Origin of the sequence: Paenibacillus montanisoli, from assembly GCF_003268025.1 — a bacterium.
GTDB classification, from domain to species: domain Bacteria; phylum Bacillota; class Bacilli; order Paenibacillales; family Paenibacillaceae; genus Paenibacillus_Z; species Paenibacillus_Z montanisoli.
The window spans coordinates 1,528,197-1,543,907 of sequence record NZ_QLUW01000001.1 but is presented as its reverse complement, the minus strand read 5'-3'; the positions used below and the strand labels follow the sequence as shown (position 1 = coordinate 1,543,907).

Below are 15,711 nucleotides of genomic sequence, written 5' to 3'. Positions count from 1 at the left end.
CTCCTACTCAATCATGCTCGATAAAACACTAAACCAGTTGAACTTCAGGCATGCAAATTTCGAACACGTCGCCATGCTGCAAAATCGTAATGTTGCGCTCCTTCTCCTTCATTACGACGCATTCCGGTTTCAGTCTCATACGTTCAATATATTGATCCGGCACGTCGCCCGCTCCGCTTACCGTGATGCCTTCAACGACAATTTCTTCATTCTCGGCCGGCGGCGCTTCCATGATTTGCTCGTAAATATCGGAAAATAGAGCGAAATCTTTCGTGTATACGGAAATGCATTTCATAGTGGCAATCATCCTTATCCATTGAAATAGTGGTAAACGATCTTCTTGTTACTTAGCCTTTCGGTTTGAAGCTGGTTTCATACGCTGTTTGCCTTCTTTGCAATAATCTGTCACCGGACAAACCGAGCATTTCGGGTTTTGGGCTTTGCAATGGTAGCGTCCAAAAAATATGAGCCGGTGGTGCGTTTCCGTCCACAGCTCCTTCGGAACGAGCTTCATCAATTTTTTCTCGACCTCAAGCACGCTATCGTCAGCCTTGGCGAAGCCAAGCCGCTTGGACACTCGCTCCACATGCGTATCCACAGCGATCGCTGGCACCCCGAACGCATTGGATACGACGACATTCGCCGTTTTTCGGCCTACCCCAGGCAATTTCGTCAGCTCCTCGTGCTGATGAGGCACCTCGCCGCCGTAATCGTCAATCAGCATGCGGCAAAGCTTCTGAATGAACAGCGCTTTGTTGCGATAGAGTCCGATCCGTTTAATGTCATGCTCTAGCTCATCCAGCGGAACCGCCAAATAATCGGCGGGCGTCTTATACTTCCGGAACAAGTCAGCCGTTACTTTATTAACGGTCTCGTCGGTACATTGCGCAGACAGCAGCACAGCGATCGTAAGCTCGAACGGATTGGAATGGTTAAGCTCGCAATGCGCATCGGGAAACATTTCGCCGACAACGCCCAAAAAATGTTCCATTTTCTCTTTCGCTTTCAACCGATTCACTCCCAATTCAACCATCGTCTCACAGTTTAGCGAATATTGTCGTATTAATCAACCGAAAATGACCCTCTGCTTGCGGAATTTGCGCATAGTTTCACAGAATTGTTCAAAAAAAGTCCCGGCTGATTGAGCCGGGACAAAGTTGTTGTTCGTTCGTTAAGCCTTCGCAATTTCGACCAACGCATTCTGATAGAAATAAAGCAGAATCGCGTCGCCGTCTTTCAATTGCGAGATCGTAATCGGCTGACCGGCTTGCGTAATCTTCGTCGCGGAAGTGACCGCGTACGTGTTTAGCTCCGTTAGCGTTGCCCGTTTGACGGACAACTCGCCTGTCGCCGCATTGTATTTCCAGAACTTTTTGCTGATGCCGCTGATCACCGTTATCGCGAGCTGGTCTTTGGCATCTTTCTTCACTTCAACCCGGTCGCCCGCTTGCAGCGCAGCTGCTGCCGCGCTTCCCGTCAGACCGTTCTTCGTGACGGAATAAGCAGACCCAAGCGGAAATTCCACGACATTGCCGTTATAGTCAACGACCGTAATATAATCCGGCGTAACCGCGGTAAGCCGGCCTACCGTGACTTTCACGAGCTTGAAGGATACGGCTCCGGATCCGACATAGTGCAGATTGCCGAATTGACCTGCCTTCAGACTGGACAGTGCGAGTTTGTCGCCTTGTTCATTCGTCAACTCAAGCAGCGCAGCATTCAGATCCACAATCGATCCGTCACTGTTTTTCAGCTTCAGTCGTTTGCCGATCACATCGACTGCCGTTACCTCCACTTGCTTGGCTGTATGCACTTGAAGGCTCGTTACTTTATCCTGATTGCCGTTCAGCAATGCCGTCACCGTGTCGCCCGCTTTAACATCGCTAAGGGCTGCCGGCGTTTTGCCGTTGATTTCGACCGCGCTTGGAACATCCATCGGAAGCGTTACAACGGTGCCGTTGCTTTGCGTAATGGTTACTTGGCTCGTATTCGTATTAATGCCGGTTACCGTTCCGCTGTACTTGTACACGAATTGAACGAGCACGGCTTTATCGTCCGTATAGCCGATCGTCAGCTTCCGATTTTTTGTGAGCATCGGCGTAGCCGCGCCGAGCGTAATGGAAGTGCCGTTCATATCGAATTTCGTCTTGTCGGTCAGGAACACCGACACGAGCTCGCCTGACGCTTTCTTAAGAAATAAAGCTTTCAATTCGCTATCGTAGCTGAGTACTGTAGCGCCTGCCAGCAGCTCTACCTTTCGGTTTACCACCTTGATAGCCGCTACTTGATCCTTCTCGTTCAGCGTAATATCCATGATGTCGCCTTTTACGAGATCCGCCAGCGTCGTGCCGATCATGCCGTCAATCGTGACTTCGGCGTTCGCCGCGACGAATTTGGCCTCCAAGGCGCTTTGCGCCGATCCGGCGTTCTTCAGGTACTGAATCGTTTTGCCGTCGCTGCTAGCGGAATAGAACTCGCCCCGTACGAGCTTCGCCGACGTCTGCGTAATCGTTATCTTGGTCACGACCGAGTTCTTCACTTCGTACGAAACGACATCGCCTACGCGAAGTTGAGATAAGCCGCCGTCCAATAACTGCCCCTGCCAAATGACATCCGCTTGAGGCGAAACATTGAATTTGGATTCATTTCCCGTAACGCTGTCCTTCACCGTTACGGAAGCCGGGTTAAGCTGCAGCGAGCTTACCGTTCCTTGGCCGTTCTTGTTGACCGGCGCTGACTTTACTTTGATGGAAATAGCCAGAGGCTTCGTTCTGTATGTATCACGCGTAATTTCCACTTCGCTGTCTACCGCAAGCGCGCCAGGCGTTATAACCGATCCCGAGCCGTCCGTGACGACTGTCTTATTGTTGTATGGGATCGCTACCGGCTCGTCGCCGATCCAAACCCATACCTTGCTGTCGTTTGCCACAACCCGTTCAACGGTACCGCTCAGCTGTTCGACCTGTTCTTTCGCATCGAGCTGCTCCACATAGAGCGCTTTAGTTCCGCTTGCAATGACCAGAAGCTTCGTGTTCGGCGTAAGTTCGGACACTCGCGAAGGCTTCTCGGAATCGAAGCGGTAGACGTATGTATCCGGAGAAAGCGTCAGCGTCGATTCTTTGTCGCCTTGATAGAGATGCAGCGATGCTTCATCGGCGCTCGTAATAATGCCCGTCAACTGCCCGTTGTAGCTTACGGGGAATTGGATTTCCGCCCTGCTGAACATCGTGGCGATCGCCGCGCGGGTAATCAAGCCTTTCGGGTCGAACCGGTCGGCCGATACTCCTTTGATCAGCTGCAGGGACACGGCCGCATTCACATAGCCTTTATAATCTGCACCGACCTTGCTGCCATCGGAGAAGCTGACCGCGTCGTTCGCAAGCGCCTCCGCTTCCTTCTGCTTGCCGATCGCTTTAATCATCAGCTTCGTAATCCATTCGCGCGAAGCTTTCTTCGTTCCCCAAGCCGAGCCTTGGTCCGCTTCCGCAAGCTCGAATTCCTCCTGCCGGTCAAGCAGGCCTTCCTGGAACGCAAGGATGATGTAAGGCTTGAAATAATTGCTGACTTCAAACGAATCCGGGAAAACGATCGCATCGTCCACCCGAACCGCCTGCTCTTTCCCGATAAACCGGATCGCGAGCGCTACCGCTTCTTGTTGGGACACGTTATCCGATGGCTTGAAGGCACCGTTGTTCCCTTTAATAATGCCCTGCATGGCCAGCTTCGCGATATGCTTCTCCGCCCAATGTCCGGCAGGCACGTCGCTGAAACGAGACGTTACCGCCGAATCGGCATGCGCCAAGGAACCGCCAGCCGCTGAATATCCTGTCAGTACGGAAAATACTAACATGGATGAAACCACTTTAACCCATTTCTTCTGCTGCGGCATAATGTGCGAGTTCCTCCTTAAGGTTTGTTAATGGGATGATCAAGCGATTCATGGCCCATTAAACTTTCTACTGCTTCTCCGTCAACCAGCAGATCGATTGACGTTACGTCTTGAAGCTGGAAAAACGCGCGGGTAAGCGACTCGATGGCAAGTGCTTCTCCAGGCGCGCCCAGCCTTGCTTCATCTGGCAAGTGGAGGTCTAGCGTAACCGCCGTACCTTCCAGCTTCGCGCTTAATAGCTCGGCGCTCTTCCACAAGGAAGTCTCGCCGTTAGCGCCATCCTTTTGCACGGCCGCAAACACGGCTTTAAGCTTCTGTTCCACGTCTTCGTATTCAATGTCCGACTTCTGCTCATGCAGCTCCATCATGTCGTCATCGGTGTAAAACACGGAAATCTGCTCCTTGGTCGGCATAGGAACCTCCGCCTCAGCCGGCGCATCCGTATTGGCAGCCGGTTCGGCAGGCTCCGTGACTCCGCTGTTCTGCTCATTCGCCGGGACATTGCCGCCGGCTTGAACCTGCTGCTCCTGCTGACTTTGCTCCTTGACTCCGCAAGCACTTAGAGGAACGATAAGGGCGGCCGCAACCATGATCGACAATACACTGGTAGTCATATGACGTTTCATCGGCATTCTCCTAGCTTAGTTTTAGATAGGCTTTGATTCCGGCAACAATTTCCGCCGCGATCTTGCTCTGCTTGGCAGCGCTGAACAAAGTGGCGGTGTCTCCGCTGTTGGAGAGATAACCGGCTTCAAGCAATACGGCTGGCATCGTCGTATACTTGATGACCCTGAAATCGGCTTGTCTCACGCCGCGGTCCCTGAAGCCTGTCCCGGCAATCAAATGCTTGTGGATGACATTCGCGAAGGCGATGCTGTCCCCGCGATAGTAATACGTCTCTGCTCCGGAAACCGTTGCACTTGTCGCTTTGTTCGCATGGAAAGACAGGAACAGGTCGGCGCCAAGATTGTTGGCGAATGCCACACGGTCGTCCAGCTCGACGAACGTGTCGTCGCTGCGAGTGAGGTAAGCTTTGATTCGCGGCTCATTATCGAGCAGCGCCTTCACTTTCAACGTGATCGCCAAATTGTATTCCTTCTCCCTGCGTCCGTTCACGGCGAGCGCGCCCGGATCTTTCCCGCCATGACCGGCGTCCAGCACGACCTTGTATACCTTAGGTTGAGGCGGCGGCACGACAGGCGCCGGCCCGGTTTGTTCCAGGACGTCGATGCGGATCGACTGGTCTTCCTTCGCGGTTTGAACATTGGTAGGAGCGAGCAAATCTAGCACAACTCTTACTGTATCAGGCTTGTCCGAGTAATAGGAATACCTGATTTTTTTCAGCGTCGGATGCGAATCGATCATAATTTCTCCCAGCTTAGCCGCGCTGTTTGCGTCCGTAAAGCCAGGCGTGAACGATTCGGCATTGAACTTCATATACGGAAGATCGATGACGACCCGCTCCGGATTGTGAAGCACTTCGGTTTTCAAATCTTTGAAATCGCCTTCAAAGGAAAGGTAGATACTGCCAAGTCCATTATACTCGATAGAGTTGAGACTTGCAGAGCTAATTGCCGGCGACTCCCCGCCGTTTCCGGAATCCGGCGTTTCTGCCGGAGGCGCATCAGGGATTGGCTTATTAAGGTAGACGGACCGCGTTGTCTTGTCCCAATATACACTTACACCAAACTGTTCGCTGACAAATCGAAGCGGCACCATCGTGGAGCCCGACGTGATGATAGCAGGTGCGTCAAGGGGAACAACACGGTCGTTGACAACGGCGTTTTTATTGCCGATAGTCAGCACCATATTCGTTTCGCCGTTCGAAATCGTGACATGCGGCTTCTCCCAAGCGACGTCAAAGCCAAGCCCTTCCGTTACCGTACGGATCGGAACGAGCGTCGATGATCCAACGATCCTCGGCTCTGCCGCGCTTTGGAGCAAAGTTCCGTTGAGATAAAGTTTTGGGGCTACCGCTGCTCCCACGATGCTAGGGAACATAGAGATGAGTAGCGACAACAGCATTACAGCGGATACAAACTTCTTCATCATTCACCTCGTGTTTCTGTTTTTCGTCATGGAACCGGTAAACAGAGACCACGCCCAGACGAATATTAGACGCAGTTTGTCAGAAAAAGTTGCGTAAAGAGGAAAAATGTAACTTTTTCGAACATGCAAAAAAGCAGCCGGAACGCAAGGTTCCGACTGCCTGAATGAATCGTTATCTATTCATTTTGCTTATTGGCCAGCTCCAGCTCTGCAAGAAATGTTCCGAAATGATGCCGCGGAGTATAGCCAAGCTCGGTGCGTTCCGCCGTGAGGTCCGTCGCTTGAATTTGCTTCGGCAGCTGGAAGCGGTGCTTCTGAATGACGGCTTTCGCTCCGGGATACGCTTTCTCCCATGCATCGATCGGAGAAGCGGCGTAAGCCTCGACATCGTTCTCCGTGAACGGATCATGGCGGACGATATGATAGGCCCCGAAAGAAACCGGAGCGTGAACCGCGGCGACTACGGCTTGAATAACATCCCGGCGATCAACGCCGCCATGCAGCAGCCTTTCACCATAATGAAGCTGGTCACGGAATGGCGTAAAGTCGGACGGGCGCAGCATAATCACTTCAATGCCGTGCTGTTCATGATAAAACGTGCACAGCTGCTCGCCCAGCTTTTTCGTATACGCATAAAAATCCGACCCGAAGAACGACATGCTCGACAGCCAAACCACTCTTCGCACCTTATTGCGGACGGCGGTTTGAAACATATTAAACGTACCTGTTACGTTCAAGTCGTAGAACTCCTGCTCGGAATGCTTCCCCATATGAATGCCATGATACGCAGGAGTATGGATGATAACGTCCACGCCTTCGGCCGCTTGATCCAATGAGCCTGTCATTCTCGCGTCGGACAGATAGAACGGCAGCGACGTTTTGATTGGCTTCGCATCTGCTAACCGCAGCTGATGCTGGCCGGCAAGCGCCTCCGCCGCCCCTGTCCCTACGCTTCCCGATGCACCGGTGATTAAGATGTTCATTCCATCCGCTCTCCTTTATCAGCTTCATAACTTCCTCCCCCAGTATAGCTACTGCCCGTACGATCGGGAAAGAACTGAAACGATGATTAGTTAGTTACCTAGAGGATAGTACCCGTACATCTTGCCTATGAAAGAAGCCCCGGCAGCAAAGTACCAGGGCTCTTGTTTGATTTAAAATACGACGCGGCTTGCTTCGTAAGCTGCGATTTTGTCTTCGTGCTGGAGCGTCAGACCGATGTCGTCCAAGCCTTGAAGCAGGAATTGGCGGCGGTGCTCGTCAAGTTCGAACGCAATGTTCAGGCCGGCATCGTCCGTCAATGTTTTGTTCTCCAGATCGACATTCAGCTTGTAGCCTTCCGTCTTCGCCGTGCGTTGGAACAGCTCTTCGACTTGCTCCTCGCTCAAGCGGATCGGAAGAATGCCGTTCTTAAAGCAGTTATTATAGAAAATATCCGCGAACGACGGTGCGATAACGACTTTGAAGCCGTAGTCCAAAATCGCCCATGGCGCATGCTCGCGGGAGGAGCCGCAGCCGAAGTTAGCGCGGGAGATCAGAATCTCCGAGCCTTGGTAACGCGGCTGATTCAGGCTGAACGATTCGATAACGTTGCCTTGCTCATCCCAGCGCCATTCGAAGAACAGGAACTGGCCAAAGCCGCTGCGCTCGATCCGCTTAAGAAATTGTTTCGGGATAATTGCATCTGTATCTACGTTTACACGGTCTACCGGGGCAACAAGACCCGTTAGTTGTTTGAAAGCTTCCATGGTCGTTTACTCCTCTCGTCTCTCTTGCTACTGCAACCGATATCGCGTTATGTTACGCGATTCGATTGCGTGGTTACTAGTTCAGTACTTCGGATTTGATTTTCCAATCGCGCACGTCTGTGAATTTACCCATGATGGCAGCGGCTGCAGCCATTGCAGGGGAAACCAAGTGGGTACGTCCGCCGCGGCCTTGACGGCCTTCGAAGTTACGGTTGGACGTCGATGCGCAGCGCTGGCCCGGCTGCAGGACGTCAGGGTTCATCGCAAGGCACATGGAGCAGCCTGCATCGCGCCATTCGAAGCCAGCTTCGGTGAAGATCTGGTCAAGGCCTTCTTTCTCCGCTTGCAGCTTAACGCGTCCGGAACCCGGAACGACGATTGCCGTTACCCGATCGCTTACTTTGTAGCCTTTGGCAATTTCTGCCGCAGCGCGCAAGTCTTCAATACGGCCGTTTGTGCAGGAACCGATAAAGACATAATCGATTTCGATCTCGCTCATCGGCGTACCTGGAGTCAGACCCATATATTCAAGCGCCTTCTCGGCAGCTTTACGTTCGTTCTCCGTCGGGAGTTCAGCCGGTACCGGAACGTGCTTCGTGATGTCCGTACCCATGCCTGGGCTTGTGCCCCAAGTGACTTGCGGGATCAACGCGTCAACGTCGAATTCGATAACGGTATCGAATTGAGCGCCTTCGTCCGATGCAAGCTCTTTCCAAGCCGCAACCGCACGGTCGAATGCCTCGCCTTGCGGGGCATACTCACGGCCGCGCAGGTAATTGAACGTCGTTTCGTCCGGTGCGATCAAACCAGCGCGAGCGCCGGCTTCGATGGACATGTTACATACTGTCATGCGCTCTTCCATCGACAGGCTGCGGATCGCTTCGCCCGAGAATTCCATAACGTAGCCGGTACCGAAGTCCGTGCCATACTTGGCGATAACGCCAAGAATCATGTCTTTCGCCGTAACGCCCGGCTTACGGGAGCCGATGAAGCGGATTTCCATTGTCTTCGCTTTGGACTGCTGCAAGCATTGAGTTGCGAGGACGTGCTCAACCTCGGAAGTACCGATACCGAAAGCAAGCGCGCCGAAAGCGCCGTGCGTGGACGTATGGCTGTCGCCGCACACGATCGTTTTGCCAGGGTGCGTCAGGCCAAGCTCTGGGCCCATAACGTGTACGACGCCTTGGTCGATGCTGTCAAGATCGAACAGCGTAACGCCGAAGTCTTTACAGTTTTGCGTCAATGTATCGATTTGCTGTTTGGAGATTGGATCAGTAATGTTGAAACGGTCTTTCGTAGGCACGTTGTGATCCATCGTCGCGAACGTCAGATCCGGACGGCGCACTTTACGGCCCGTCATGCGAAGACCTTCGAACGCTTGCGGAGATGTTACTTCATGCACAAGCTGCAAATCAATATAGATAACGCTCGGTTTGCCTTCTTCAGAATGAATGACGTGATTATCCCAAATTTTCTCAAACATCGTTCTTTTCGTCATTTGTATTCACCTCATAAGTTCATTTGCGATAAGTTCGTTTGCGCGTAGCAATATTTCAATGAAGCCATCATATCATTTCTTTCTTCATTGATCTAAGATATAATATCTATAACAGCAATAGGTACGGCCTATGACGGTATGTTTTGCCAAAATCAGGTTGCGGAGTGGTGGTCTATGGAATTTCGCCAGTTGCAATATGTCATTCAAATCGCAAAAGAGAAAAATTTCTCCAAAGCCGCCGAGAAGCTGCACATCGCCCAGCCCTCGCTTAGCCAGCAGCTCTCCAAGCTGGAGAAGGAAATCGGCGTGCTGCTGTTTCGCCGCACGACGAACTCCGTCGAGCTCACGCATGCGGGTGCCGTTTTCGTCGACAAGGCGCAAAATATATTAGACAACATCGAGCAGTTGAAGCAAGAGCTCGACGACCTCGCCAACATGCGCAAAGGAAAGCTCGTCGTCGGCAGTTTGTCGATTACCGGTTCTCACGTTCTTCCGATCGTGCTTCCCATCTTCAATAAACAATATCCGTCGATCGAAGTTGTCCTCGTCGAGGATACGCCGTCCAAGCTGGAACAGCTCACGGCAAGCGGCCAGACCGATCTCAGCCTGCTGGCGCTTCCGCTCTTCGAGCCGTCGCTCGAATGGGTTCCGATAATAGAAGAGGATATTATGCTCGCGGTTCCGCCCGATCACCCGTTGGTTAAAATTAAGGATCCCGTCCGTATCGAACGGCTTCGCTCAGAACCGTTCATTGTATTGAAAAAAGGGCAAGGTTTCCGTCAGAATGTCATGGAAATTTGCGAAAAGGCCGGCTTCGAGCCCCGGATCGTCTTCGAAAGCGTCAACATCGAAACCGTCCAATCGCTTGTCGCGGCAGGGATGGGCATTACGTTCGTCCCGAAAATGCTGATGCGTGATAAAACCGACGAGAGAACGCCGGTTTACTTGCCGATCGCCGCCCCTTCACCGATCAGGACGCTCGTCATTGCAAGCCGCAAAGGCCGCTATCTCTCGAGAGCGGCTGAGGCATTCATTGATACGATGAAATCGACGTTAATAAAGTGACGGTCTGCGGTCTTCGAATACCGGAATTTTGGCGCGGACGGCATCCACCATGTCCAGATCGATTTCCGCTCGCACGATAACTTCCTCTTCTCCCGCTTCCGCGATGATCTCGCCCCATGGATCGATCACCAAGGAATGGCCGAAGAAAGTGCTGGTGCCGCTCGCGCCGCAGCGGTTGCAAGCGATGACGAACATTTGGTTCTCGATGGCTCGCGCCATGAGCAGCGTCCGCCAATGATGCAGTCTTGGATTCGGCCATTGCGCCGGCACGAACAACGCTTTTGCTCCGCCGAGCGCCAGCTTGCGGGCAAGCTCCGGGAACCGGATATCGTAGCAGATCATCATGCCTGCCTCCGCGCCCGCAACCTCCAGCCGTCCAAGCTTGTCTCCCGCTTGCAGATGCTTCTCTTCGTCCATAAGACGGAATAAATGGATTTTGGAATAATCCGCCATAACGTCCCCGTTTGCGTCAAACGCATAGATCGTGTTGTATACCCCGCCCTCGCGCTTCTCGGCAATTGAGCCGCCAATGATTTGAACCTGATGGCTGCGCGCAAATTCGGAAAGCAGAGCCTTCGTCCGCTCGCCTTCGAAATCCGCGATTTGATCGATTTGCTCCAGCGCATAGCCGGTGTTCCACATTTCCGGAAGCATGATCAGATCCGGCTTCTCCGCCGTTTGAACGGCCTCGTTCAGTTTTTGCCGCAGCCGCGCATAGTTTACATCGGGGTTCCCCGCATCGACGTGCATTTGCACGATCGCAAGCCGCAATTTCCTCTCGCTCATTCGACATCCTCCTGAATTGCTCAGTTTTACCTAATCATATCGTCTCATGCTTCGCTGTCAAGATGGGTACCGTAAGAAGGAAACCATTCTGAACCGATCGAAGGAGACTGCATAAATGAGAATATGGAGCACGAAAATCTTAGCCGCCCTGGCTCTGCTTTTGTTCATTTTAGCGCTTCCCGCTGCAGCGAGCGCAGGCGCAATCGATGAAGGCGGCGCGATGCAGCGCCCAGTCCAAGCTTTCGATGTCGTCGCAGGCAAGGTTGTGAAATCCGTACCGAACAGCGCGGAATTTCAAGGCTATGCCAAAACATGGCTCAATTCCGTTACCGGCCTGTCGCCTAGATTGCAGGCGGAGGACAAATGCGGATACGTATTCCGGATTCCGCTGGACGAGCCAACGGCCGTAAAGGCTGGCGAGATCCAAATCATGACGCAGGACGTCTTCCTATTCTATTGCCCGAAGAAGCCGCAGCTGCTGCTCGTATTCGATGAGAACCGCAAGCCTTATCTGCTGCAGTTCAAAGCGAATATCAAGCCGTTCCTGAAAGCGATGGATCTATAAGGCTTAAGCGTTTATGAAGCCGCTCCGCCGCTGTCGAAGCTTGGCGCTCGACACTCATTCCAACATTATGCTACATTTAGGCATAGATTAACGGTGGAGTGATCAATAATGGATGGATTAAAAACAGTTCAAATCAGTCCGGCAAACCGTATGACAGGTTTGCCGGCGCAATTTTTTGCAGGCCTTGTCCGCAAAGCGAACGCCCAAGCGGCCAAAGGACGCGACGTCATCAATCTGGGGCAGGGCAATCCCGATCAGCCTACTCCCCCCCATATCGTAGAAGCGCTTCAAGAAGCTGCGCCGAATCCGATGTATCACCGCTACCCGCCTTTCAGCGGCTATCCGTTCCTGAAGCAAGCGGTCGCGCAACGCTATAAGGAAGACTATGGCGTGGAGCTTGACCCGGAGAAGGAAGTCGCGATCTTGTTCGGCGGCAAAACCGGACTGATCGAAATCAGCCAGTGCCTGCTTAATCCTGGCGATGTCTGTCTCGTACCTGATCCAGGCTACCCGGACTACTGGTCCGGCGTTGCGCTTGCGGGCGGAGTGATGGAATTAATGCCGCTCACGGCGGACAACGCGTTCCTGCCGGATTACGGAGCGATTTCGCCGGCCGTTGCAGATAAAGCGAAGCTGATGTTTATCAATTATCCGAACAATCCGACCGGCGCAACCGCAGGTAGCGAGTTTTACAAGCAAACCGTCGAATTCGCAGCCAAACACGGCATCGTTGTCGCCAGCGACTTTGCTTACGGTGCGATCGGCTTTGACGACAAGCAGCCGGTAAGCTTCCTGCAGACACCGGGCGCCAAGGAGGTTGGCGTGGAATTCTATACGCTGTCCAAAACTTACAACATGGCTGGATGGCGCGTCGGTTTTGCGCTCGGAAATCCCGAAATCATTTCGCTTATCAACCTGATTCAAGATCATTATTACTGCAGCTTGTTCGGCGGCATTCAAGCGGCGGCGGCGGCGGCGCTTACCGGTTCGCAGCAGTGCGTGGCAGAGCTCGCATCGGCTTACGAGAACCGTCGCAACGCCCTATTCGGGGCCATGGCGGAGATCGGCTGGCAAGCGGCGAAGCCAAGCGGCTCGTTCTTCTGTTGGCTGCCGGTGCCGAAAGGCTTCACCTCATCGTCCTTCTCGGATCTTGTGCTTGAACGCGCGGACGTCGTGCTGGCGCCGGGCGTCGGATTCGGCAAGCATGGCGAGGGCTATGTAAGACTTGGCTTGCTCGCGCCGGAAGAACGGCTTCAAGAAGCCATTCACCGGATCGGCAAGCTCAATCTCTTTGGATAGCAGCCAGCTCTCGTCAGCTGTAAGGGACAACACGCAGAAGCCCGTCACAACGGGCTTCTATTTATTAGCTTTATTGCTTTACAGCATAAGGCGGACTATGGTAAGATTCTCTTTAATTAAAAACGATTAACGTCTTGATGGGGCCAAGTACGCATCCCGCAATGCGCCCAGAGAGTAAGTTCGTTCGCTGTGAGAACTTACCGCTATTGCTGCAGAAACCCACCCCGGAACGGCCGGCGATGAGTCGGACAGCGGCCTGCTGTTATCAGGTCTTATTGAAAGCGGAACGGCATGCTCGATCAGCATAGCCGTTAATAAAGGTGGTACCGCGGAAGTGAAACTTTCGTCCTTTGTATTGTACAAGGATGAAAGTTTTTTTTATTGTTCAGAGGGGACGGGAGATCCAACATGACAGATACTATTGTAGTCAAAATCGGCAGCAGCTCCTTGACCTCCGAGGAAGGCGGCATCAATCGCGAACGCATCGCCTTCTTCGCCCACGAGCTCGCTGCCCTTCATGAAGCAGGTTATCAAGTGCTGCTTGTCACCTCCGGCGCGATCGCCGCCGGATTCAAAAAAATCGGTTATCAAACCCGGCCGAAGCTCGTTCATGAGAAGCAGGCGGCCGCTGCCGTCGGCCAAGCGCTGCTGATGCAGGCCTATCAGGAAGCATTCGCTTCCTATGGCAGCCAAGGAGGCGTCGGAGTCGCTCAAATTCTGCTTACCCGCGCCGATTTCTCCAACCGTAAGCGCATTTCGAACGCGCTGATGACGATCGAGGAGCTGCTTCACCGACGGATGCTGCCGATCGTGAACGAGAACGACACGGTCGCAACCGAGGAGCTGAAATTCAGCGAAAACGATACGCTCTCCGCGCTGGTCGCGAACCTCGTCAAAGCGAAGCGGCTCGTTATTTTGACCGATATGGACGGCTTGTATACGGAGGATCCGCGCAAAAATCCGAACGCCGTCCGGATCGACCGCGTTGAACAAATCTCGGATGACATTTTACGAATCGCGGGCGGTGCAGGCTCTTCCGTCGGTACGGGGGGCATGCGCTCCAAAATCGAAGCTGCGCGTATCGCGATGCGCGGCGGCGTGCCGGTATTTATCGGCCGCGTCTTTGAGCCGGGCGACTTGAAGCTAGCTGTTTCCGGGATCGGCAAGGGCACGTATTTCGATACGAGCTTGCACAACCTGCCGATGAAGAAGCAATGGCTTGGCTTCCACTCGATGCCGCAAGGCCGGATCTTCGTGGACGAAGGCGCCGAACGGGCGCTGCTGGATGGCGGGAAAAGCTTGCTTCCTGCGGGCATCCGCACGATCGAGGGCGATTTCCACCCCGGCGATGTCGTCGAGGTGTTTAACCAGCAGCAGCAATCGCTCGGCCGCGGCGTCGTAAACTATGCCGCTTGGCAAGTGCAGGCCGTTGCCGGCCTTAGTACCGAAGAAGTGCGCAGACGGGTTGAGGTTGCCCGGATCGAAGTGATTCACCGTGATGAGTGGGTTACCCTCAGAGCTTAAAATCATCTATAGGGAGAGAGACCATATGAGCGAATTGCGGGAAAAAGCGGCCCTTGCCAAGCAGGCGGCGGCCATCATGAATTCATTGACGACGAATCAGAAAAACGAAGCCCTTCTCGACATGGCGGCTGCTTTGATCCGCCAACAGGATTCCATCATTGAAGCAAATCGGATCGACATTGAGCGCGGCCGCGCGAACGGCACGAGCGAATCTTTGCTCGATCGCCTTACGCTCACTTCCTCACGGGTCGAAACCATCGCGGAGGGCCTCCGCCAGGTCGTGGATCTGGAAGATCCGGTCGGCCGCGTGCTTGAAGCCTTTGAACGCCCTAATGGCCTTCGCGTGGAGAAAATTTCGGTGCCGCTCGGCGTGATCGGCATGATCTACGAGGCGCGTCCGAACGTGACGGTCGATGCGGCCGGTCTTTGCTTGAAAACCGGCAACGCCGTCGTTCTGCGTGGCGGCTCCGCGGCGCTTGAATCGAATCGCCGCATCGTGGAGGTGCTGCGAGAAGCGCTTGCCTCCACAGCTCTGCCGGCCGATGCGCTTCAGCTGATCGAGGACCCGTCACGCGCATCCGTCGACGAAATGTTGAAATTGAACGGCCTGCTGGATGTCGTCATCCCTCGCGGCGGCGCATCGCTAATTCGAAATGTTGTTGAAAATGCGACCGTTCCGGTCATTGAAACAGGCGCGGGCATTTGTCATACTTACTTGGATGAAAGCGCGCAGCCGTCCATGGCGTCGGACATCGCCTTCAACGCCAAAGTTCAGCGGCCTTCCGTTTGCAATTCCATGGAGACGCTGCTCGTCCATGAATCGTTTGCCTCCCGCCATCTGCGCGAATTGGCGGACCGCATGCTTAACGCAGGCGTCGAGCTTCGCGGCTGCGACCGGACGCGCGCTATCGTGCCGGAGGCGATTGCAGTCACTGCTGCCGATTTCGCGACCGAATATAATGATTACATTTTGAATATTCATATGGTCTCCGGCCTCGACGAAGCGATTGACCATATTCGCAAGTACGGCACGATGCACTCCGAATGCATCGTGACGGAGAACCGGGAGCATGCGGAGCTCTTCCTTCAGCAGGTTGATGCCGCCGCTGTCTATCACAACGCGTCCACCCGCTTTACGGACGGCTTCGAATTCGGCTTCGGCGCCGAAATCGGCATCAGCACGCAGAAGCTTCATGCAAGAGGCCCGATGGGACTTCCGGCATTGACATCAACCAAATACCGCATCTACGGCAGCGGTCAAATCCGCGGATAGACAGGAGGAATCACG

Annotated in this window: 14 protein-coding genes; 5 read left to right on the top strand and 9 right to left on the bottom strand. The window is 53.7% G+C overall.

The features are described from left to right. Positions 1 to 28: 28 nt before the first annotated feature. The 8 genes from DL346_RS06885 to leuC form a co-directional block, all read right to left on the bottom strand. On the bottom strand, positions 29 to 295 hold the full coding sequence (locus tag DL346_RS06885) for an NAD/NADP transhydrogenase alpha subunit (RefSeq protein ID WP_112881278.1): 267 nt from the start codon (positions 293 to 295) through the stop codon (positions 29 to 31). Positions 296 to 343: 48 nt separating this feature from the next. Further along, entirely contained in the window at positions 344 to 991 is a 648-nt protein-coding gene (gene nth, locus DL346_RS06880) for an endonuclease III (protein ID WP_112881823.1), read from the bottom strand. Positions 992 to 1,171: 180 nt separating this feature from the next. After that, on the bottom strand, positions 1,172 to 3,889 hold the full coding sequence (locus tag DL346_RS06875; protein WP_112881277.1) for an S-layer homology domain-containing protein: 2,718 nt from the start codon (positions 3,887 to 3,889) through the stop codon (positions 1,172 to 1,174). A gap of 17 nt (positions 3,890 to 3,906) precedes the next feature. Next, positions 3,907 to 4,515, bottom strand: a complete 609-nt coding sequence (locus DL346_RS06870) for a GerMN domain-containing protein (protein ID WP_165822394.1) — start codon at positions 4,513 to 4,515, stop codon at positions 3,907 to 3,909. A gap of 10 nt (positions 4,516 to 4,525) precedes the next feature. Beyond that, positions 4,526 to 5,941 carry an N-acetylmuramoyl-L-alanine amidase gene (locus tag DL346_RS06865; RefSeq protein ID WP_112881275.1) on the bottom strand — a complete coding sequence of 472 codons (1,416 nt, stop codon included), beginning with the start codon at positions 5,939 to 5,941 and terminating at the stop codon, positions 4,526 to 4,528. Positions 5,942 to 6,114: 173 nt separating this feature from the next. Next, positions 6,115 to 6,921 carry an NAD-dependent epimerase/dehydratase family protein gene (locus DL346_RS06860; protein WP_112881274.1) on the bottom strand — a complete coding sequence of 269 codons (807 nt, stop codon included), beginning with the start codon at positions 6,919 to 6,921 and terminating at the stop codon, positions 6,115 to 6,117. Between the two features lie 171 nt (positions 6,922 to 7,092). Next, complete coding sequence (leuD, locus tag DL346_RS06855) at positions 7,093 to 7,686, bottom strand: 3-isopropylmalate dehydratase small subunit (RefSeq protein WP_112881273.1); 594 nt, start codon at positions 7,684 to 7,686, stop codon at positions 7,093 to 7,095. 76 nt (positions 7,687 to 7,762) lie between these two features. Beyond that, on the bottom strand, positions 7,763 to 9,184 hold the full coding sequence (gene leuC / locus DL346_RS06850) for a 3-isopropylmalate dehydratase large subunit (protein WP_112881272.1): 1,422 nt from the start codon (positions 9,182 to 9,184) through the stop codon (positions 7,763 to 7,765). Positions 9,185 to 9,358: 174 nt separating this feature from the next. Between leuC and DL346_RS06845 the strand changes: the two genes are divergently transcribed. Continuing rightward, positions 9,359 to 10,249: a LysR family transcriptional regulator gene (locus DL346_RS06845; RefSeq protein ID WP_112881271.1), complete on the top strand. Its 891-nt coding sequence runs from the start codon at positions 9,359 to 9,361 to the stop codon at positions 10,247 to 10,249. Here DL346_RS06845 and DL346_RS06840 read toward each other — a convergent pair. Then, entirely contained in the window at positions 10,238 to 11,035 is a 798-nt protein-coding gene (locus DL346_RS06840; RefSeq protein ID WP_112881270.1) for a carbon-nitrogen family hydrolase, read from the bottom strand. The two genes, DL346_RS06845 and DL346_RS06840, sit on opposite strands and share 12 nt — an antisense overlap. 115 nt (positions 11,036 to 11,150) lie before the next feature. Between DL346_RS06840 and DL346_RS06835 the strand changes: the two genes are divergently transcribed. From DL346_RS06835 to DL346_RS06820, 4 genes are all read left to right on the top strand, one after another. Further along, a complete protein-coding gene (locus DL346_RS06835) occupies positions 11,151 to 11,600 on the top strand; it encodes a hypothetical protein (RefSeq protein WP_112881269.1) in 450 nt (149 codons plus the stop codon). Between the two features lie 108 nt (positions 11,601 to 11,708). Then, positions 11,709 to 12,899 (top strand): pyridoxal phosphate-dependent aminotransferase, encoded by a 1,191-nt coding sequence (locus DL346_RS06830; protein WP_112881268.1) that lies wholly within the window; start codon positions 11,709 to 11,711, stop codon positions 12,897 to 12,899. A gap of 408 nt (positions 12,900 to 13,307) precedes the next feature. Beyond that, positions 13,308 to 14,423 (top strand): glutamate 5-kinase, encoded by a 1,116-nt coding sequence (proB, locus tag DL346_RS06825; protein ID WP_112881267.1) that lies wholly within the window; start codon positions 13,308 to 13,310, stop codon positions 14,421 to 14,423. A gap of 25 nt (positions 14,424 to 14,448) precedes the next feature. After that, a complete protein-coding gene (locus DL346_RS06820; protein ID WP_112881266.1) occupies positions 14,449 to 15,696 on the top strand; it encodes a glutamate-5-semialdehyde dehydrogenase in 1,248 nt (415 codons plus the stop codon). Positions 15,697 to 15,711: the final 15 nt, after the last annotated feature.